General features: G+C 64.2%; 16 protein-coding genes. 7 read left to right on the top strand and 9 right to left on the bottom strand.

All coding sequences use genetic code 11. From position 1 onward, the window contains the following. Positions 1-138: 138 nt before the first annotated feature. Genes ACT86A_RS00450 through ACT86A_RS00465 form a run of 4 tightly spaced genes read right to left on the bottom strand, consistent with a single transcriptional unit; the run spans position 139 to position 4617 of the window. The gene (locus tag ACT86A_RS00450) at positions 139-1836 is read right to left on the bottom strand and encodes a methylmalonyl-CoA mutase family protein (protein WP_445089946.1); all 1698 of its coding nucleotides are present in this window, start codon (positions 1834-1836) and stop codon (positions 139-141) included. After that, positions 1833-2798 carry a methylmalonyl Co-A mutase-associated GTPase MeaB gene (gene meaB, locus ACT86A_RS00455; protein WP_445089947.1) on the bottom strand — a complete coding sequence of 322 codons (966 nt, stop codon included), beginning with the start codon at positions 2796-2798 and terminating at the stop codon, positions 1833-1835. Before meaB ends, ACT86A_RS00450 begins: the two co-directional genes overlap by 4 nt. Beyond that, a complete protein-coding gene (locus ACT86A_RS00460) occupies positions 2795-4198 on the bottom strand; it encodes a phenylacetate--CoA ligase family protein (RefSeq protein ID WP_445089948.1) in 1404 nt (467 codons plus the stop codon). Before ACT86A_RS00460 ends, meaB begins: the two co-directional genes overlap by 4 nt. After that, positions 4198-4617 (bottom strand): cobalamin B12-binding domain-containing protein, encoded by a 420-nt coding sequence (locus tag ACT86A_RS00465; protein ID WP_445089949.1) that lies wholly within the window; start codon positions 4615-4617, stop codon positions 4198-4200. The genes ACT86A_RS00460 and ACT86A_RS00465 overlap by 1 nt, the downstream gene beginning before the upstream one ends. 208 nt (positions 4618-4825) lie before the next feature. Between ACT86A_RS00465 and ACT86A_RS00470 the strand changes: the two genes are divergently transcribed. Next, the gene (locus ACT86A_RS00470; RefSeq protein ID WP_445089950.1) at positions 4826-5449 is read left to right on the top strand and encodes a winged helix-turn-helix transcriptional regulator; all 624 of its coding nucleotides are present in this window, start codon (positions 4826-4828) and stop codon (positions 5447-5449) included. On the opposite strand, the gene ACT86A_RS00475 is transcribed toward ACT86A_RS00470, so the two are convergent. Then, on the bottom strand, positions 5425-6501 hold the full coding sequence (locus ACT86A_RS00475; protein ID WP_445089951.1) for an alkene reductase: 1077 nt from the start codon (positions 6499-6501) through the stop codon (positions 5425-5427). The two genes, ACT86A_RS00470 and ACT86A_RS00475, sit on opposite strands and share 25 nt — an antisense overlap. A gap of 356 nt (positions 6502-6857) precedes the next feature. Here ACT86A_RS00475 and ACT86A_RS00480 point away from each other — a divergent pair, with 356 nt between their 5' ends. After that, a complete protein-coding gene (locus tag ACT86A_RS00480; protein WP_445089952.1) occupies positions 6858-7088 on the top strand; it encodes a DUF6400 family protein in 231 nt (76 codons plus the stop codon). A gap of 98 nt (positions 7089-7186) precedes the next feature. Here the strand turns inward: ACT86A_RS00480 and ACT86A_RS00485 are convergent, their stop codons facing one another. The 3 genes from ACT86A_RS00485 to ACT86A_RS00495 are packed head-to-tail and all read right to left on the bottom strand — an operon-like array spanning position 7187 to position 10927. Then, positions 7187-9307 carry an SRPBCC family protein gene (locus ACT86A_RS00485; protein WP_445089953.1) on the bottom strand — a complete coding sequence of 707 codons (2121 nt, stop codon included), beginning with the start codon at positions 9305-9307 and terminating at the stop codon, positions 7187-7189. Further along, positions 9304-9477, bottom strand: coding sequence for a hypothetical protein (locus ACT86A_RS00490; protein ID WP_445089954.1), 174 nt, complete (start codon positions 9475-9477; stop codon positions 9304-9306). The genes ACT86A_RS00485 and ACT86A_RS00490 overlap by 4 nt, the downstream gene beginning before the upstream one ends. A 4-nt stretch (positions 9478-9481) precedes the next feature. After that, positions 9482-10927 carry an APC family permease gene (locus ACT86A_RS00495; protein WP_445089955.1) on the bottom strand — a complete coding sequence of 482 codons (1446 nt, stop codon included), beginning with the start codon at positions 10925-10927 and terminating at the stop codon, positions 9482-9484. A 500-nt stretch (positions 10928-11427) separates the two neighbouring features. On the opposite strand from ACT86A_RS00495, the gene ACT86A_RS00500 reads away from it, so the two are divergent. Continuing rightward, entirely contained in the window at positions 11428-12024 is a 597-nt protein-coding gene (locus ACT86A_RS00500; protein ID WP_445089956.1) for a TetR/AcrR family transcriptional regulator, read from the top strand. A gap of 1 nt (position 12025) precedes the next feature. On the opposite strand, the gene ACT86A_RS00505 is transcribed toward ACT86A_RS00500, so the two are convergent. Next, on the bottom strand, positions 12026-12649 hold the full coding sequence (locus ACT86A_RS00505; protein ID WP_445089957.1) for a TetR/AcrR family transcriptional regulator: 624 nt from the start codon (positions 12647-12649) through the stop codon (positions 12026-12028). A 266-nt stretch (positions 12650-12915) separates the two neighbouring features. Between ACT86A_RS00505 and ACT86A_RS00510 the strand changes: the two genes are divergently transcribed. The 4 genes from ACT86A_RS00510 to ACT86A_RS00525 all read left to right on the top strand — a co-directional run bounded on the left by ACT86A_RS00510 (position 12916) and on the right by ACT86A_RS00525 (position 18834). Further along, positions 12916-14181 carry an aromatic ring-hydroxylating oxygenase subunit alpha gene (locus tag ACT86A_RS00510; protein ID WP_445089958.1) on the top strand — a complete coding sequence of 422 codons (1266 nt, stop codon included), beginning with the start codon at positions 12916-12918 and terminating at the stop codon, positions 14179-14181. Positions 14182-14235: 54 nt separating this feature from the next. Next, on the top strand, positions 14236-15066 hold the full coding sequence (locus ACT86A_RS00515) for a MoaF C-terminal domain-containing protein (protein ID WP_445089959.1): 831 nt from the start codon (positions 14236-14238) through the stop codon (positions 15064-15066). Positions 15067-15214: 148 nt separating this feature from the next. Next, a complete protein-coding gene (locus ACT86A_RS00520) occupies positions 15215-15418 on the top strand; it encodes a PIN domain-containing protein (RefSeq protein ID WP_445089960.1) in 204 nt (67 codons plus the stop codon). A gap of 116 nt (positions 15419-15534) precedes the next feature. Next, complete coding sequence (locus ACT86A_RS00525; RefSeq protein ID WP_445089961.1) at positions 15535-18834, top strand: protein kinase domain-containing protein; 3300 nt, start codon at positions 15535-15537, stop codon at positions 18832-18834. The last annotated feature ends 82 nt before the right edge of the window (positions 18835-18916 follow it).

Consider the following 18916-nt stretch of genomic DNA (forward strand, 5'->3'; position numbering starts at 1 on the left):
TAAGGTGCGGTCGGAAAGACACGCCTCGCCCCGGACACAGCGGCGCGGCGGAGATTGCATCGCACCGCAACTCGTCAACTCACGCATGGTTGGTCCAGGTAATCAAGATCCAAAGTGGGATGTCAAGGCGACCTCTCATCAGAAAACGGGAGTCTCGGTGTAGGTGCCGAAGACGTCGCGGAGCGCGCCGGTGATCTCGCCCATCGATAGATGGGCTCGGACGGCGGCGATGGTCGCCGGCATCAGGTTGGCAGTTGGATCGGCAGCCGTGATGAGGAGCTGGCGCATGGCTTCCGCGGCCTGCTGCGGATCACGGTCCCGGCGGATCTGTCGCAGCCGCTCGATCTGGCGGGACTCCGACGCCGGGTCGAGCTTGTGGGTTTCGATCTTCTCGGTCTCGTCCTCGACCTGCTTGTTGACACCGATCACCGGCCGGTCGCCACTGGCCTTGCGGCGCGCGTACTCGTAAGCGCTGTCGGAGATTTCGCGCTGGAAGTAGCCCTGTTCTATCGCGGCGACGACTCCGCCCAGATCCTTGATCTTGACGAGGTAGTCGGAGATTCCTTGCTCCAGCTGGTTGGTGAGGTTCTCAACGTAATAGGAGCCGCCCAGTGGGTCGATCACGTTCGTGACACCGCTTTCGTCCGCGATGATCTGCTGTGTACGCAGCGCGATCTTCATCGCCTGCTCACTGGGAATGGTGTAAGCCTCATCGAGGCCGTTGGTGTGCAGAGATTGGGCTCCACCCAACACAGCCGCCAGCGCCTGCAGTGTCGTGCGGATGATGTTGTTCATCGGTTGCGGCTTGGTGAGGGTGGCCGCGGCGGTCTGCGCATGGAACCGCAGCCGCATCGACTCGGGTTTCTTCGCGCCGAAGCGCTCCTTCATCATGCGTGCGTAGAACCGCCGCACTGCGCGGAACTTGGCGACCTCCTCGAACAGGTCGGCTTGGCTGACGAAGAAGAACGACAAGCGGGGTGCGAAAGCGTCGACGTCCAGCCCGGTGGCCACCACGTCCTCGACATATGCCTCGGTGATCGCCATGGTGAAGGCGATCTCCTGCTGTGCGTTCGCCCCGGCCTCACTGATGTGATATCCGCTGATGTTGATCGGGTTGTACCGCGCCATATGTTCGGCGCAATATCTGATCGTGTCCCGCACGATTCGCATGCTCGGCTGGACCGGGAAGATCCATTCCTTCTGGGCGATGTATTCCTTGAGAATATCGTTTTGGATGGTGCCGGAGAGCTTGTCGAGGTCGTACCCGCGCTGTTCGGCTACCGCGACATACATTGCCAGCAGAATCCAGGCCGACGGGTTGATCGTCATCGATACGCTGATCTGCTCGAGGTCGATGCCATCGAACAGGGCTTCCATATCGGGCAGGGTGTCGATGGCGACGCCCTCGCGGCCTACTTCGCCGAGGCTCATCGGGTCGTCACTGTCCAAGCCCATCAACGTCGGCATGTCGAAGTCGATCGAGAGGCCGGTCTGGCCCTGAGCGATCAGGTATCGGAAGCGCTGATTGGTCTCCTCGGCCTGGCCGAAACCGGCGATCTGGCGCATCGTCCAGGTCCGCCCGCGGTACATGGTGGGATACGGACCACGAGTGAACGGGTACCGGCCCGGGAGCCCGATATCGCGCCAGTCCGGCGGCAGATCGGTCGGCGTGTAGACCCGCTGGACCGGCAGACCGCTGCCGGAGCGATAGTGCTCCCGCGATTCCGGCTGACGTGCCAGAAATGCTGCCAGCTCCTCGTTCTCCCAGGTCTCGAGGTCATCGTTCACCGACCCGACCAAGGCTTCGGTGCTGAGCCGGAAATTGCCGTCGTTCATGAAAAGTCCTCCTGGGTATCGCTGGAGAGCCCGGCGATGAGTGCCTTGGCGGCCGACAGCGGATCATCGTGGCGAGCGGTGACCTCGTCGACGGCATGATCGAATTCGGTGACACCCGGCCGCAGCCGGTCCGCTACCAGTTGCTCGACCACCCAGCGGATACGGGTGGCGGCGTTGTCGCGTGCGCGACGCTCCCGTTCGCCGTTATCCGTGATCCAGGCCAGGTGGTCGGTGAATTGCGCCGCCAATTCCGCGACGCCCTGCCCTGTTGTGCCGATGGTTCGGCGGATCGGCACATCCCACTGCCCCGGACGGGGGTGCGACAGTCGCAGCATGTCGCGCAGTTCCGCGACCGTGCGGTCTGCGCCCTCGCGGTCCGCCTTGTTGACGACGTGGACGTCGGCGATCTCCAGCAGGCCCGCTTTGATGGCCTGCACGTCGTCGCCGAGCCCTGGCACGCTCACGACCGCCACGGTCTGTGCCGCACTGATGACGTCCACTTCGGCTTGCCCGACCCCGACCGTCTCGACGATGACGATGTCCTTGCCGGCGGCGTCGAGCACGGCAACCGCGTCCAGGCACGCACGGGACAGTCCGCCCAGCGCGCCCCGGGTGGCGATCGAGCGGATGAATACGCCGGAGTCGCCGGCGAGCTCGCTCATCCGGATCCGGTCCCCGAGTATCGCTCCGCCGGTGAACACGCTCGACGGATCAACGGCGAGCACGCCGACGCTGCGTCCGGTATCGCGGTAGTGGCGGGCGAGCGCGGAGACGAGTGTGCTCTTGCCGCTGCCCGGTGGGCCCGTCAGACCGAGCACGTGGGCGCGGCCGGTGTGTTGATGCATTTTTGCGAGTGCTTCGTCGACGCCGTCGGCGCGGCGTTCGACGAAGGTGAGCATTCGTGCGACGGCTGCCGGATCACCGGCCAGTACGGCGTCGACGATATCTGTCGGACCCTTCACGGCAACGTCCCGAGCCGGCGGAACAGGTCCCTGTCGTCGATGACCCGGCGGGCCTTGAACTCCGTGCGATCGAACGTCAGCGGGGGCACGGGCACGACCGTCGCGCCAACTCCGAGCGCCTTGCGCAGGCGGTGGCCGATCTCGTTCGCCCAGGCCTCCAGTGCTGTGTCCGGCACATCCTTGTACTCGACCTGCACCGCGAGGGCGTCCATCGTGGTCTGCCGGCTGATCACGATGCGGTGTTCACCGCCGTAGCCGGGGGCGGCCATCACGATGTCATCGATCGCGCCCGGGTAGACGTTCTCCCCGCGCACCGTGAACATGTCGTCGATCCGCCCATAGATTCCGCGCGGCAGCGACGGATAGGTTCGGCCGCTATCGGTCGACGGCGCCTCCCAGCGGGTCAGGTCGCCCGAGAGGAGCCTGATCATGGGCTGACTAGTTCGCTCCAGTGTGGTGTAGACCGGTGTGCCTTCTTGTCCGTAGTCGACTCGATGATGACCGGTGGGGTCGCACACCTCTGTGTAAACCAGGTCCTGCCAGCAAAGGACGCCGGGCTCGTTGCCCGCCGCTCCCAGATGCATCCACGGACTGACTTCGGCCATGCTGCCCGAGTCGTAGACCTCCGCGCCGAACGCCGCCACGATCCGCGAACGTATCGCCGGCACACTTGCCCCCGGTTCGCCGGAAAAAACCAGCTTGCGCAGACCCAAAGCCGCTGGATCCACGCCCTCATCCGTGGCTACCTCGGCCAGATGCAGGGCATAGGAGGGAGTTCCGTAGAAGACGGTCGCACCCATCTGCTTCATCCAGCCGACAGTCCGCGCGGTCTGTCCGGGCGTCCCGGCCCCGAACGGGAACACGCGGGCACCGAGCCGCTCCGCGCCGATATACGCGCCCCACGAACCCCAGTACAGGCTCAGCGGCGACGCGACCAGCACGGTGTCGTCCGGCCGGATCCCCATACCCCACATGACTCGAGCGTGAGCGTTCGCGACGCTGCGCCAGTCGCGTTCGTTGATCCCGAACGCCGTGGGCCGACCTGTGGTGCCAGACGTGCCATTGATGTGTTTGACCTCGGCGAGGGGCACCGCGAGGTAGCTGCCGAACGGCTCGTTCGCGGCCTGATCCGCGCGCAGCTCTTCCTTGCGCACCACTGGAACCTTCTCGAAGTCCGACAGGCTCCTGATCGACGACGGATGGATCCCGGCCTCGTCCCATTTCCGCCGATAAAACGGCGCGTGCTCCCACGCGTAGGCCATGACCTCCTGAATCCGGGCCAGGATCGCCTCATCGCGCTGCGCCGCCGGCATCGTCTCCCGGCGTGGGAACCAGTGCCGCTGTCCGGAGTCCGGCCGGTAGGACTCGTCGTACCGTGGTGGCCAGCTCCACTGCTCCATCAGGCCTCCCTCACCAAGGCGGTCAGTTCCAGGATTCGGGAAACGATCGTCTCCGGCGTAGTGTCCTGGCCGAGCACCGCGGCGACCCCCATCTGCTCGAGTTCGCTCACGTCCTCATCCGGCATCACGCCGCCCGCGACGATCGCGAACCGCGGCCGGTCCGGCAATTGGTCGATCAGCTGGAAGATCCGCGTGAAGATCGGCATGTGAGCACCCGATAAGAGACTGACCCCCAGCACGTCCACGTCCTCCTGGATCGCGGCTTCGAGAACCTGCTCCGGGCTGCGGTGCAAGCCGGTGTAAATGACCTCCATACCGGCGTCCCGGAGTGTTCGGGCCACCACCTTCACGCCTCGGTCGTGTCCGTCCAGGCCGATCTTCGCCAACATCACCCGGACCGGTTGCTTGCGTATGTCCATTGTCCCCTCCAGATCAGGTACGACAGCGGTGTGGTATGACCATAGGTCTGGGCGGATGGAATGTGCAAGGCTTTCGAGTGGTTTCTTCATCGACCAGTAGCGGTGCTGGCGTCGCCCATTGATGTGCTGAACGCGGGCCGTTGTGCCATCGGCAACACTTCTGATTGCAATGCGCAATCGGCCCGAGAAAATTATCTAGACTGATCCTGTGGTGCAACCAGTTGCTCGTGAGAAGCTGCCGGTGGCGATGGGTAGATCGGGCTGTCCGATCAATATGACGATCGAAGTGCTCGGCGACCGATGGAGCTTGATCATCCTGCGCGACATCATCTTCGGTGGTGACACCCACTTTCGTGGACTGCTCGCCGCGTCCATCGAGGGCATCGCGTCGAACATCCTGGCCGTCCGGCTCGTGAAACTCGTCAACGCGGGCCTACTCACCCGCCACGACGACCCGGGTCATCGCCAGAAGGTCGAGTATCGCCTCACCGAGGCGGCGATCGAACTGGTCCCGGTGCTCGCCCAACTGAGCGCGTGGGGCACTCGCTGGCTGGATACCGCGCCGGAACTGACCGCACGAGCCGAACTGTTGACCGCCGGTGGTCCCTCGTTGTGCGAGCGATTCATGGGCGAGCTGCGCGCCACCCATCTATTCGGAGCGCCTATGCCGACCGATGGAGTGCTTGCCAGCTCGGGCACATCACTGTGTGAGCAGGCCGACGACGCCCGAAATGCCGCACCCTTACGTGAAATCGCCGGAGCGGGAACGGTTCCCGACTCCGGCGATAGAGCGGTAAAGGGCGGGCGTCAGACGGTCGTCAGGAACGGGTAATCGGTGTATCCCTCGGCGCCGTCGGTGTAGAACAGCGCGGGCCGCAGCGGGTTCTCCGGATGCGCGCCGCGCCAGCGCTCGGCCAGGTCGGGGTTCGCGATGACGGCACGGCCCACCGCGACGGCGTCGGCATGTGCGTCCTCGATCAAGCGCAGGGCTTCTTCGCGGGTGGTCGGCGAGCTGAAGCCACTGTTGGCGACGATCGGGCCACCGAACCGTTCGCGCAGTTCGCGCAGAAGATCACCGCCCGGTTCCGCGTGCAGTACCGAGAGGTAGGCCAGACCGAGCGGGCGCACTCGGTCCAGCAGCGCGCCGTAGGTGGCGCGGACGTCGTCCCGGTCGGTCTCGAGCGCGTCCTGGATGTTGTGCTCCGGGGAGATGCGCAGGCCCACCCGGCCCGGTCCGATCTCCTCGGCCACCGCGGCGACCAGTTCGGCGACGAAACGCGCCCGGTTGTACGGTGACCCGCCGTACTCGTCGGTGCGCTGGTTCGAGGCAGGGGAGAGGAACTCGTGCAGCAGGTACCCGTTGGCGCTGTGCACCTCGATCCCGTCCAGCCCGGCCTCGGCGATCCGGCGCGCGGCCGCCACGAAATCGTCCTTGATGGCTTGGGCCTGCGCGATTGTCAGCTCCTCCGGCACCGGGTACCGGTGCTTGCCGGACGGGGTACGCGCTTGGCCGTCGATCGCGATCGCGCTCGGCGCCACGATCGGCGCCCCTCGGTTGATCTCCGGATGGCTGACCCGTCCGGCGTGCATGACCTGCATGACGATCCGCCCACCCCGAGCGTGCACCGCCTGCGCGACCCGCCGCCACCCGTCGACCTGCGCGTCCGTGACGATGCCGGGCTGCCCGACGAACGCTTGCGCGGCGTGACTGGAGTACGTGCCCTCGGTGATGATCAGCCCAGTGCTCGCCCGCTGACCGTAGTGCTCGACCACCAGGTCGCCGGGAATACCGTCGGGCCCGGAGCGACCACGGGTGAGTGGTGCCATGACGAGACGGTTCGCGAGTTCGATGTCTCCGAGGGTGACGGGGGTAAACAGGTCCATGACCTCTCACAACTGTTCGGGCGGCGACGGGATTCCGGCTTGCCGGATACGTGTGAGCTGCGTCATCGACGCTGTCGGTGTGTGATGAGCATGGTGCTCGAGCCTTGTCCGGAAGCCGAGCTGTGCGGACTGCTCGGGTTCGCTTGGGATCTTTTGCCGGGCCCTCGCCGTGCCCGATTTTCAGTGGTGGACGTGTCGTGGTGTTGTGGACGCATTACTCCGTGGTCCGGCTTGCGCACGGGCGTCAAATGTGACGAAGTCCAACCATGGAACGTGATGCAGGTCATTGCCCGAGAATGCGTGGTTGGGCATCGTCATCAACTCGCTTTGGAAAGAACCTGGTTGGAGACGCCCACATGGCCGGCCACAATTTTGCTTACGACCTCACGCTGGACGAGGCACGACGGCGCAGCGCCGTCGTCGCGGCGCTCGGTGACGACTGGGATCCGGTCGCGGTGCTCGCCGAGGAAGATCTGGCATACGACATGCTGTACTCGAATCTCGACGATGAGCAGCAGCGGATCTATGAGGAACTCGTCTGGGCCGGGATCCTGCCGGATCGGACGACGCGCCTCATTACCGACTGATCTCCCCCATCCGGTTTTACTGTCTTGTGCGAAGGTCACCTCCACTCGAAATCGCAGCGCCGCACGACGCACGCCGAAGAAATTACAGTCCCGTGGGGTCAGAGATCGAGGACCAGGCGAGGTGAGGTGCAGCGGGAGACGCAGATCATCATCGTGTCGCCGCTTCGGCGTTCTTCTTCGGTGAGGATGCTGTCGCGATGGTCGATATCGCCTTCGAGTACCGGGGTCTCGCAGCTGCCGCACAGTCCTTCCCGGCACGACGACAGCACAGGTACGTTGTGATCGCGAAGGGTTTGCAGGACGGAGCGTTCTTTCTCGACACGGACAACGGTGCCGCTGCGGGCGAGCATGACGTCGAAGGCACTGTCCGTCGCGGCCTGTGGCGTGCTGGCGGTGAATCTCTCGGTATGGAGAGTTACGTCGGAGTTCGCGGTGCAGACGAGATCGAGCGCATCGAGCAGCCCGCTGGGTCCGCAGGCCATCACCGCTGTGCCGGGCGTCGCGCCGGACAGGAAGCCGTCGAGGTCGAGCAGCCCATGACTGTCCTGCGGGCGGAGAAGTACTTTGTCGCGGTGGCGTTCCAGATCCTCGAGAAACGCCATGGACGAGAGGGTGCGTCCGCCGTAGAGCAGTTGCCATGGCACGCCACGTTGTTCGGCCTCGCTGAGCATCGGCAGGATCGGGGTGATGCCGATTCCGCCGGCGATGAATAGGTAGGCTGGGGCGTCGGGCATGGCGAAGTGGTTGCGGGGTCCGCGTACCCGTATCAGGTCACCGGCGTTGACCTGGCGGTGCACATGGGCCGATCCGCCGCGGGACTGCGGTTCGTCGAGCACGGCGACCTTCCACCGGTCCGGGGTCCGCGGATCGCCGCACAACGAGTACTGCCGGGTCAACTCGGCAGTCAGGCACAGGTCTATGTGGGCACCGGGCTGCCACGGCGGAAGGGTTGTGCCGTCGGGAGCACGCAAAGTGAGGGAGACGATGGCATCGGCCTCCGTCGTGACGGCGTCGACGCGCAAGTCCGCCTCCCAGAATGCCTGCGCGGTGGGCGCGGCCGGTCCGGTCGGCGCCGGCCCGGTCGCGGTGGGCGATTTCGGAGGCAAGCCGGGCCCGTTCGGCTCATGCAGGGCTGCCCAGGTGCGACGTTGGAACATTGCGATGGTCGATTCGCAGTTGGTCATCAAGCGTCCTTGTGGAATCACCCCGCTGTCGTAGCCGGCTTGCTGCGCTACCACGACGGTTTTATCTTCCTCAAAGGTGCGGTCGTAGACATCGAGCCACTGCTCCAATACCGCCGGGTCGGTGCCGGGTTTGACGAAGGCGTCGACGACGAATCGACTGCCGTGCGCCCCGACCGGAATGGTGCGGGCGACGATTCCGACGAAGTCGTCGACGGAGAGGAATGTCATCGGCCATAGGTAGAGCAGTCGGAAACCATCGAGTCCGCCCGGCCGTTGGGCGATGCGTTCGGTCAGTTCGGTGACGGGTGCGATCTGTACCGCGACGTTGTCGAATTCGGTGCACTGGTAGTCGGCTTTGGTGGTGTGGAATACCGTGGCGTACGTGTTTTCGTGCACCAGGGGGCAGTGGTAGCACTCGAGTGCGTTCTCGGTGAACAGTTTCCAGTTCGCTGCGACGTCGTAGGTGTAGGTCCCGGCGTGCTCCCAATCCGCGAAATCCAGGTCCAGTTCATCGATGAGTTCATGGGCGCCGGCGAGGTAGTCGTGCAGCGGCTCGGCGGCGATATCGGGATTGGCGAAGACGAATCCGCGGAAGGTGTCCACCGATACCGGCCGCAAGCCGAGCGTCTGCCGGTCGAAGGCGTCCTCGTCGCGTAGCCCAGGGGCCGACCGGAGCGAACCGTCGTGGGTATAGGTCCAGCCGTGATAACGGCACTGGAACAGATGGCTGCATCCGGACCCCTCAGCTACCGGATGCAGGCGATGGCGGCAGATGTTGACGTGACCGTGCAAAGCGCCGGCGCGGTCGCGCACGACCACGATAGGTAGGTCGCCGAGCTGAGCGGTCAGGTAGGAGCCGGGTTCGCTGAGATCTCGCTCCCGGCCGACGTAGTACCACGATTTTGCGAAGATTTGTCGTTTTTCCTGCTCGTGCACTGCTGGGTCGCTGTACAGCGCGGCCGGGAGCTGCCATCCGGCGTCCAGTGAGGCAGAGATCCGGTCGGCGTCGCCGTATGTGGCGGTGGTTTCGGTCATCGGGGGTCCTTCCCGGCAATGGTGCGGGCGAGAGCGATGGGGTTTCCTGGAGTGCGCAGATGTTCGCGCGGCGGCCGGTCGGCGGGTGCGCCCGCGAGGGCGTGGGTGGCGAAGGCCGGCAGGCTGCGTTCGTGGATGACACGCAGCCGAGTGGTGGGATCGACGGTCATCGTGCTACCCCCGCGGCTGTACCGGTGTCGGGCGGCTTTCATCTTCGCGCCATGTCAGCGGAGCACGATCCTGGACGATTCTGCGGTAGAAGAACAGTGCGACACCGAGCAGCAGCAGTGCGCACCCGAGCAAGACCTCCTTGATTCCGCCGGCGTAGCTGAGGCCTGGGTTGAGCGCTCCGACGATGAGGATGACCACGTTGAACGCGGCAACCGCCACCGCGATCGGTATCCAGATGCGCGGCAAGCGGATCGGGCGCGGCCAGTCGGGCCGATCCTTACGCAGTAGGAGGAAGGCGATGACAGCCAATGAGATCGACAGGATGTAACCGAGATTGCTGGCGATGAGGATCGCCACCGAGTTTCCGACGAACAGCAGGATGACGAGATTGACGACCATGGTCGCCCACAGTGCGCGGCTGGGTACGCCGCGAGCGTTGAGCTGATCGAGTTGAGTGATCGACATCTTCTCCGCCGAGAGCCCGTAGAGGGCGCGTCCGGCGTCCGCGGAGGAGGAGATCATACTCAGGAACAGGGCGCCGCAGAGGATCACGGTGATCAGATCGGACAGGCCACCGGAGATATGGCCGATGCTGACGATTCCGTAGGTGATCGGGTTTGCCGCGAACTCCTGCTCGGTGAGCTGACCTGAGGTGGCCAGCGGCACGATCGTGTAGGCGGCGACCATGAACAGCGCAATCGAATTCAGCGCCCGGGAGGTATCACGTGTGGTGTCACGGTACTCAGGGGCGAATACGGCACACAGTTCGGACCCGTAAATCGCCCAGGCCGACACGTACATCCAGACCACGAACGTGGTCCAGTTCCCGTCCAGATGTGCGGTCAGGTTGCTGGTGGTCCACTGGCCGGAAGCGAACGGACCGACGGCAAGCGCCAGCAGGACGATAACGAATGCGGCACCGATGACCTGGTTGAAACGCAGTGCGACGCGGATGCCGAGTACGTTCAACGCCGTACACGCGATCACCGTGAAGGCGGAGATGCAGTGGGGCAGCCCGAACTCCACACTTCCGAGGCTGAACAGGGTGAAGGTGGTATCGGGGAACCACTGGGCGTGGACCAGTTCGCCGATGGTCAGCCCGACCAGTGACAGCACCAGCGCCCAGCCGCACCAATAGCCGAATGCGGCGATCGGTGCGACCGGAGTGAAGTAGCGTTTCCAGCCTTCGGCCGCGAACATCGCCACACCGCCGGCTTTGTCGGCGAACATGGCCGCCATCTCTGAGAAGAGCTTGTTCTGGAGCAGCGCTACCACAGACAGCACTACGCAGATGACGACCGCCGGGATGGCGCCGATGGCGCCGATGACATAGCCGACGGAGACGAACAGGCCGTTGGCAATGGGCAGGGCGAGCATGAATCCGTCCTGCCAGCGCAGGGTTTTCGGTGGGTGGGTAACGGGGGCCGGCGATGCGGCAGGTTCGGACATGGGAGACCTCGGGGGAAGGAAAAGGAGAAAGGGGAGGCTTTCAGTGCGGACCGGCGGCGCCGGACGGCATATCGGTGGCTTCTATCTCGACGTTGTCGATCAACGCGGCCGTCGCCAGGAATCTCGGTAGGTTCTCGGCGTCCGCATTGGCGGTCACTTCTCGCTTTCGAACTCGGTGATGATCTGCTGGGCGTTCCGGAGGCCGGATTCGATGGCTCCGTCGATGAACCCGGCCCAGCCGCGGGCGTCGACGGCGAGAACGGTCGTGCACACCACTGCAACCGTTGCGCCCAGGAAAGCTATCCATCTGGTCAATTGTGATCGGTGGCACACAATATGCCTGATGTGAGTCAAACTGGTCAAGTGGATAGCGAAAATTTCCGCAGCCGGCTGTGAAGTAACCTGGTGCTCGGCGGAAAGCTCGGGCGATGGCAACTGCGCGAAAGTGACCCTCGGGGGCTTGTGGAGGTCCGCCGGCGAAGTGCGAGTAAGGGGAGATCATGCCCGCGAAGACGGACACGACACGCTCGAGCCCACGGTATGGGCAGGGGCGGAATGCGCTGCTGCGAGCGGCGGTGCGCGTGGGAGCCGAACAGGGGCTGCGGAACTTCACCTATCGCACGATCGCCCGGGAAGCCGGGGTGGCCCACGGGCTTGTCGCCCATCACTTCGGCAGCCGAGACGCCCTGTTGGAGGAAGCGTTGCGCTTCTCGCTGGACAACAGCGTGACCTCCATCAGCGCCCGACCCGGCAGCGGTGATATCGACGCCCTTTTCGCCGGATTGTCGGCGATGATCGCCGAGAACCCGCACGATCAGGCATTCCAGTACGAGCTGATTCTGGAGTCCCGCCGTCGCCCGGAATTGTGCCCTCACGTCGAGGCTATCTACCTGGCCTACGTCGAAGCGCTGCGGGCCGAACTCGAGCTTGCGGGACTCGGCCACGACCCGGCGTTGAGCCACCTTGTCTACTCGGCCGCCAGCGGACTGGTTTTCCACCAGATCACAATTGGCGATCCCCGGCTGACCGAACGGGCGCTAGCGCACCTGCGGGAACTCCTCGTCGCCGTATCCGGTCGTTTACCGTCGGGTGCCTAGGTCACTGCGCCATCGGTTGGGTGGCCAGACCCACCATCAGCTCGACGAGCGCATCCCGCGGGACGTCCTGGCGAATCAATTCGCTGCGCTTGCCGGCTCCCACGGTCAACATCAGCCCGTCCGCTGCGGCGACGATGACACCGGCCCGGGCGAGGGCCTCCTGCCTGTCCGTCGAAGGGTTCAGCTCACACACGAGGTCACGGACGCGCCGAATCTGCAGGTCGTAAAGTTGCGTCATCGCTTCGTCGGCGACGTCGCCGCGGTACGCCAAAGACCACAGTTCGTAGAAGAACCCCGCTGATCTGGGCGACTGAATATCCTCGCAGACCAGGTAATTGAGGAAATACCTCAACCGCCGTTCCGGGTCACCGTGGGACTGAACGACGGCCTGCTCGTACCGCTCGTCGTACTCGGCCGTCACCAGCTCGATGACATGTTTGAACAGCTCGCCCTTGTCGGCAAAATGGTGCTGCACCGCAGCCAAAGAGATGCCGCAGCGAACCGCGACCGCCCGCAGGGTCAGCGCAGCGAAGCCCCCTTCGATCATGAGGTCACGCGCGGCGGCGGCGATCTGCGCGCGACGATCTGCCGGGTTCATCCGTTGCCGCGGCCGACCGTAGGCCATCGTAGAACCACCTCGATCTCACGGCACTGTGCCGTGTCTGTTCGTCGTCGCTACCCAACCTCAGAACACCCTACTCATCGCGATCAGCGTGCGTCCTGGGGTGCACACGCGTCTCCATGAGGTTACGAACGTGCCTTGACTCACACCCGGCGCATAGCTACGGTCACTTTACCGGTCACTTGTACGGTAGCGCCAAGCGATACCGGCCTCAGCTGTTGGGCGCACAACGCTTACCGCCGCTCACATATCTCCGCAAAGGAGCCACTTTGTCCACCCGTCTCGACGTGACCTCCGATGTTCCCACCGCGACTCCGATACCGGGCCGCAGTCTGCCGCAGCAGTACTACACGTCCCCGGAGATCTTCGCGTTGGACATGCAGATGTACGGCACCACCCAATGGCTGTACGTCGACCACGCTTCGCGTATCCCCAATCCTGGCAACTGGTTAACTTACAAATTCGGCGACGAGAGCGTAATCATCGTGCGCAACCGCCAGGGCCAGATCAACGCCTTCTACAACGTGTGTCGGCACCGCGGATCTCTCATCTGCACCGGCGAGAGCGGCACAAGTCGAACGCTCACGTGCAAGTACCATGCTTGGACCTACGACTTCGACGGCAACCTCAAACCGCCGCGCTTCATGCCCGACGATTTCGACCCCGCCGCGAACGGGTTGCAGCGCTGCCACGTGCAGACCTACGCCGACCTGATCTTCATCAATCTGTCTCCCGGAGAGCCGCCACGTTTCGAGGACATGATCGGCGACCTGCGGCCCTTCCTGGACTTGCACGGGCTCGACCACGCAAAAGTCATCAAGCAGGAACGTTGGTTGGTCGAGGCTAATTGGAAGTTGAATATAGAGAACTTCTTCGAGTGCTACCACTGCCTATCCGCGCATCCCACCTACACCGGCGTTCACGACGAACTCAAAATGCTGGCGTTCGGCGCTGGTGCGGGGTCCGCAGGCGGAGAGCTTGCAGCGCAGTACGCGCAGAAGCTCGCTGTATGGGAGAAGCAGGTGCGAGAGCGCGGCATGGAGACACACATGTTCGCCGATGACGCCGACAGCGAGTTCTTCCGATCCGCGTCACGACTGCCTATCCGCGAGGGGTGTCTCACCGAAACGCTCGACGGCACACCTGCCAGCACCCTGATGGGTCGTTTCACCGCATTCGACGGGGGACAAACCGGACTCAGCTTCAACCCAACTGGAACCTTGCATGGCAACAATGATTTCGCCATCCTCTTCCGCTACACCCCGATCGCGCCGACCAAAACCGAACTGGTCACTTCATGGCTGGTAGACCTCGATGCCACCGAGGGGCACGACTACGACATAGATAAGATTTCCGCAGTGTGGGCAGTAACCCTCGGAGAAGACAAGACCATCACCGAGAACAACCAAGCCGGCGTCATGTCACGCACCTACCAACCCGGCGTCTACTCAGCCCAAGAGGAACGCGTTGCCTCATTCACGCAGTGGTACCTCAACCGCCTGGACGAATTTGAAAGACGTTCTTTCACAGCATAGTACGCATATACACCCGCTTTACCGCATCCCACACCCAGAGAAAGAGCGCAGGCCATGACTCAACGAACGACCGGTTTCAGCTGGAATAAGGACGACTGGACACCCTTGAACGAGATGGCCGAGGGCTTCGACGAATACCGCCCGGAGGACAGCGGCGCTCTCACTGGGCGGCGGATCGTTATTGACGCCAAATTCCTTGACACCGGCACCGCAGTGATCTTTACGCACACCTTTACCGACACGACAGTTGACTGGCAGACAACGGAACCCAACTCGCCCAGCGGCACAGACACCTACGAGCTTTTCGAGATGCAGCCCGGGCTGTTCTTCCTGCACTACCGACGATCCAATGAAAATCACCCCACGGTGGTGACCGCGGCCATTGACCTGATCAGCGGCCAAGTCACTGGAGCGATAGGCGAACTCGGCCTCGGCGCCCACCCGCACCTCGCCCAGCAGCGCTGGTTTCAAGGCCGGATTGCAGACACTGAGTCACCAGCGTCCAGCCCCCACGCGAGCACCGACGAACTCATCGGTCGCCGAATCCGCTACGCCTACAGCAGCGATGACGTCTACGATCACATCTACCTCAACGAACATCTATTCACCTGGGTATGCTCCGGCGGAGCAGAAAATGGATTCGCCGATACCGATCGCTGCTGGTACTGGAAGCTTCGCGACAATACCTACCTCTTCTCGTGGTTGGAGAAGAACGTCGGCGTAGAAGGGCTGGTCCTCATCGACCTCGACGCCCGGCGGGGCGTGGGCATCCAATTCGGCATGGATCAACGCTCCGGAGAGCTCGTCAACCTCACAATGGGCAGTTACCTGCGTGAGTTGACACGCACACCAAGTGCGGCAGAAGCTCCCGCCCATCCCGTCTGACGCCACGCGCGCGACCTTATCCGGCGAGTGCTGGCCGACACGGCAAATCCCGCACCCCCGCCCTACGCGGATATCCAACAGATCTGTTGCTGTTCTGTGCGCGAGAGGGGACTCGATCACAGGGCCGCAACAAGGGTGTATCCACGAGGTGGAGCCGGTGCATCCGGGTGACTGGCTGCGTATGGCCGAACTGGTGGCCCGCTACTGGCACTGGCCGGTCGGCACCGCTGATGCCTCGGTTGTCGCGACTGCGGAGCGCTTGGACATCACTCGGATCGCCACTGTCGGTCGCCGTCTTTTCGCCGCGATCCGGCCGGGACATACTGCGGCATTCGAGCTTCTTCCACAATGATGTCGGGGCTTTCTATGCTTCCCGGCATTCGTCTGGCGATACTCTGGGGATACGTCATCGAGAGGTGAGCATTGTGCGTCTGCCATTGGCATGGACGGGATGAATCGGTGTAGATGATGACCGGCAGCGATGCATACGCGACGCAACGCGATGTGTCCGGTTCGGTCGCGGCGGAACTGACGGCGGCCGGGTTCGGCGACGCCGTGGAGATCGGCCGTGGCGGTTTCGGCGCTGTCTACCGCTGCACACAGGTCTCGCTCGACCGTGTGGTGGCGGTCAAGGTGCTCACCGCCGATCTCGACGAGGACAATCGGGCGCGGTTCTTCCGCGAGCGGCGCGCAGCGGGCAGGCTGACCGGGAATCCCAACATCGTGCATGTCTTGCAGGCTGGTGTGACCGGCAATGGTCGGCCTTTCATCGTCATGCCGTACTACGCGCGCGGCTCCCTGGACGCACGGATCCGCAGTGACGGGCCGCTGAGCCTGGCGAATGTGCTGCGGCTCGGGGTGAAAATGGCCGGGGCTCTGGAGACCGCGCACCGCCTCGGGGTTCTGCATCGTGACGTCAAGCCTGGGAACATTCTTTTCAGCGACTACGACGAGCCGACGCTGGTGGACTTCGGAATCGCTCATATCGTGGGCGGGTTCGTCACCGCCACCGGTGTTGTGACGGGTACACCGGCTTTCACCGCCCCGGAAGTGGTCGGCGGCGAGCCGCCGAGTCCGGCCGCGGATGTGTATGGTCTCGGCGCTACGTTGTTCGCCGCGATCACCGGTCATGCCGCTTTCGAACGGCGCAGCGGTGAGCGATTGGTGGCCCAGTTCCTCCGGATCGCCGCCGAGCCGGTTCCGGACCTGCGGGGGCGCGGCATTCCCGAGGATGTGAGTGACATCATCGAACGCGCCATGTCCGGTGATCCGGGCGGCCGCCCTTCCGCCACGCAACTGGGTGAACAATTACAGGAAGCCCAACTCCGTCACGGTTTCGTCGTCGATGAGATTCCCTTGCGCGGCGCGGCCTCAGCCGAGTACGACGCCGAATCACTGCCCCGAGGCGAGTCACGCTCGGCCCGATCGTGGGAGCATCGACGGTCGGACACCTCGCCGGGTTCGGGCCGCAGCAGGCTTCCGGTGGAACTGACCAGTTTCATCAATCGGCGCACGGAGCTGGTCGACGCGTCGAACGCGTTGACGTCTTCGCGGTTGGTGACCTTGACCGGGATCGGAGGGGTGGGCAAGACGCGGCTGGCGGTGCGGATCGCCACCGACGCGCAGCCCGGTTTCGCCGACGGCGTGGCTTTCGTGGAACTGGGCGAACTGCATGACGAGTCACTGCTGGCGGGCATCGTGGCGGGTGCGCTGGGGCTGCACGACCGGGCGCCGCGGCCGTTACGCGAGGTGCTCGCCGAGTATCTCGCCGATCGAGAAGTGCTGCTCGTGCTGGACAACTGCGAGCACATAGTCGCCGCGGTGGCCGAGTTCGCCGAACCTCTGCTTCGCACGAGCACCGGTTTGCGGATCCTCGCGACGAGTCGTGAGCCGATCGGCGTCGACGGAGAAGCCATATTGCCGATCCACCCACTCGCCGTCCCCGATCCCGATCGCCTACCGAGGACCCCGGCCCATAACGACGCGATGAGGTTGTTCGCCGATCGGGCTACCGCGGCTGTCTCGGGATTCGAGCTCACCCAGGAAAACATGGTCACGATCGCCCGGATCTGCCAGCGGCTGGACGGCTTGCCGTTGCCGATCGAGTTGGCGACGGCGCGGTTGCGGGCGCTGTCGCCCGAACAAATCCTGCAACGGTTGACCGATCGGTTCGCCTTGCTGTCGCGCGGCAGCAGGGGCGCACCGGTGCGCCAACAGACGTTGCGCATGAGTATCGACTGGAGTTACGACCTGTGCACACCGGCCGAACAACGAGCGTGGGCCCAGCTGTCGGTGTTCGCTGGCACCTTCGAACTCAAAGCCGCCCAATCCATTTGCGGCGATGATCCCGACTTTCTGGACACGGTGACATCTCTCGTCGACAAGTCGATCTTGACACCGGAGCAATCGGGAAGTGGCGCGCGCTTGCGAATGCTCGACACCGTGCGGGAGTACGGTCATGAAAAGGCGCAGCAGGACGGCGATTACGTCGAGCTTACCCGCCGCCACCGCGACTGGTACGAACGGCTGGCGCTCGACGCGAATGCCGACTGGGTCAGTCCCCGCGAGGTCGAGTGGTTGTCCAGATTGCGCCGGGAGCAACCGAACCTGCGGCAAGCGCTGGAATTCTGCGTGTCCGACAGCCCCGAGGCCGGGCTTCGGATCGCCAGCGCTCTTGTGCCTTTCTGGTACTCCGTGAGCTCGCTCAGCGAGGGACGTCGCTGGCTGGACCGCCTGCTGGCACGCCGCACCGGACCGGTCACCATCGACCAGGGCTGGGCGTTCTATGCCGCCGGCACCATGGCCGCGACCCAGGGCGATACTTCCGCGGTGGCCGCTCTGGTGCGCGCAGGGCGCGCGCTCAGCGAGCAGACGAGCGACCCGCTGTTCCGTGCGCACATCGACTTCGCCGACGGGCTTCTCGCCCTGTTCAGCCGGAACCCTGCCGATGCCGGCCCCCTGTTCGAGAAGGCCATCCAGGTGTATGCCGAAGCCAGCAACCTCGTCTTCCAGATCGACACCCTGACATTCCTCGGTCTCTCACACGCACTGCGCGGCGACACCACCCGGGCAATCGAGCACTATGAGCGTGCGCTCAGGATCAGCGAAAATCGCGGCGAAACGATGTACCGGTCCTACGTGCAGTGGGCCCTGGCGATCGCGGTGTGGAGGCAGGGCGATCCGGTGCGAGCGGCTCGGCTACTCGCGCAGGCACTGCGAGTGAGCCGGACCGAAACGGACCGCACGAACACCAGCATGTGTCTGCAAGTACTGGCGTGGATCGCCGCCGAAGAAGCGAACTTCGAGCGCGCGGTCGTGCTGACCGCGGCCGCGGAGCGGATCGGCCGGACGGCGGGCACCCCGTCGATACAGTTTTTGGAAATGCTCGTCTATCAGGAAGATTGCGAGAGCCGGACACGACAGGCAATGAGCGCGCGGACCTACGCCGCGGCCCAGCGGGAAGGCGCAGCGCTCAGCTTCGACGCCGCGATCGCCTATGCCCTCGGTGAACAACGGGCGCCCGCGTCGAAGGACGCCGCTGGCAGGAAGCTCACCAAACGCGAGCGTGAAGTCGCCGAACTGGTCGCCGAAGGCTTGACCAACAGGGAGATCGCCACTCGCCTGGTCATCTCGCCACGCACCGCCCAGGGGCACGTCGAGCGCGTGCTGACCAAGTTGGGTTTCAACTCGCGGGCGCAGATCGCGGCATGGATCGCGGCGTCGCAACTCGACCACCCGCAAACACGAGCCGACGCCCCCAACGGTTGACTACGCCCGCCCCGGCCTCGAGGCTTCGCTGATCAGGTGGTCACTCGTTCGGGATGAGGGTGCATTTCGTGGAGAGGAATTC

The organism is Nocardia glycosmidis (assembly GCF_052545115.1).

What these genes read in the sequence shown, in the direction of transcription:
- ACT86A_RS00450 (WP_445089946.1), bottom strand. Translation starts at nt 1,836, where the DNA reads ATGAACGACGGCAATTTCCGGCTCAGCACCGAAGCCTTGGTCGGGTCG.
- ACT86A_RS00515 (WP_445089959.1), top strand. Translation starts at nt 14,236, where the DNA reads ATGACTCAACGAACGACCGGTTTCAGCTGGAATAAGGACGACTGGACA.
- ACT86A_RS00525 (WP_445089961.1), top strand. Translation starts at nt 15,535, where the DNA reads ATGACCGGCAGCGATGCATACGCGACGCAACGCGATGTGTCCGGTTCG.
- ACT86A_RS00500 (WP_445089956.1), top strand. Translation starts at nt 11,428, where the DNA reads ATGCCCGCGAAGACGGACACGACACGCTCGAGCCCACGGTATGGGCAG.
- ACT86A_RS00495 (WP_445089955.1), bottom strand. Translation starts at nt 10,927, where the DNA reads ATGTCCGAACCTGCCGCATCGCCGGCCCCCGTTACCCACCCACCGAAA.
- ACT86A_RS00475 (WP_445089951.1), bottom strand. Translation starts at nt 6,501, where the DNA reads ATGGACCTGTTTACCCCCGTCACCCTCGGAGACATCGAACTCGCGAAC.
- ACT86A_RS00460 (WP_445089948.1), bottom strand. Translation starts at nt 4,198, where the DNA reads ATGGAGCAGTGGAGCTGGCCACCACGGTACGACGAGTCCTACCGGCCG.
- ACT86A_RS00490 (WP_445089954.1), bottom strand. Translation starts at nt 9,477, where the DNA reads ATGACCGTCGATCCCACCACTCGGCTGCGTGTCATCCACGAACGCAGC.
- ACT86A_RS00465 (WP_445089949.1), bottom strand. Translation starts at nt 4,617, where the DNA reads ATGGACATACGCAAGCAACCGGTCCGGGTGATGTTGGCGAAGATCGGC.
- ACT86A_RS00485 (WP_445089953.1), bottom strand. Translation starts at nt 9,307, where the DNA reads ATGACCGAAACCACCGCCACATACGGCGACGCCGACCGGATCTCTGCC.
- ACT86A_RS00505 (WP_445089957.1), bottom strand. Translation starts at nt 12,649, where the DNA reads ATGGCCTACGGTCGGCCGCGGCAACGGATGAACCCGGCAGATCGTCGC.
- ACT86A_RS00480 (WP_445089952.1), top strand. Translation starts at nt 6,858, where the DNA reads ATGGCCGGCCACAATTTTGCTTACGACCTCACGCTGGACGAGGCACGA.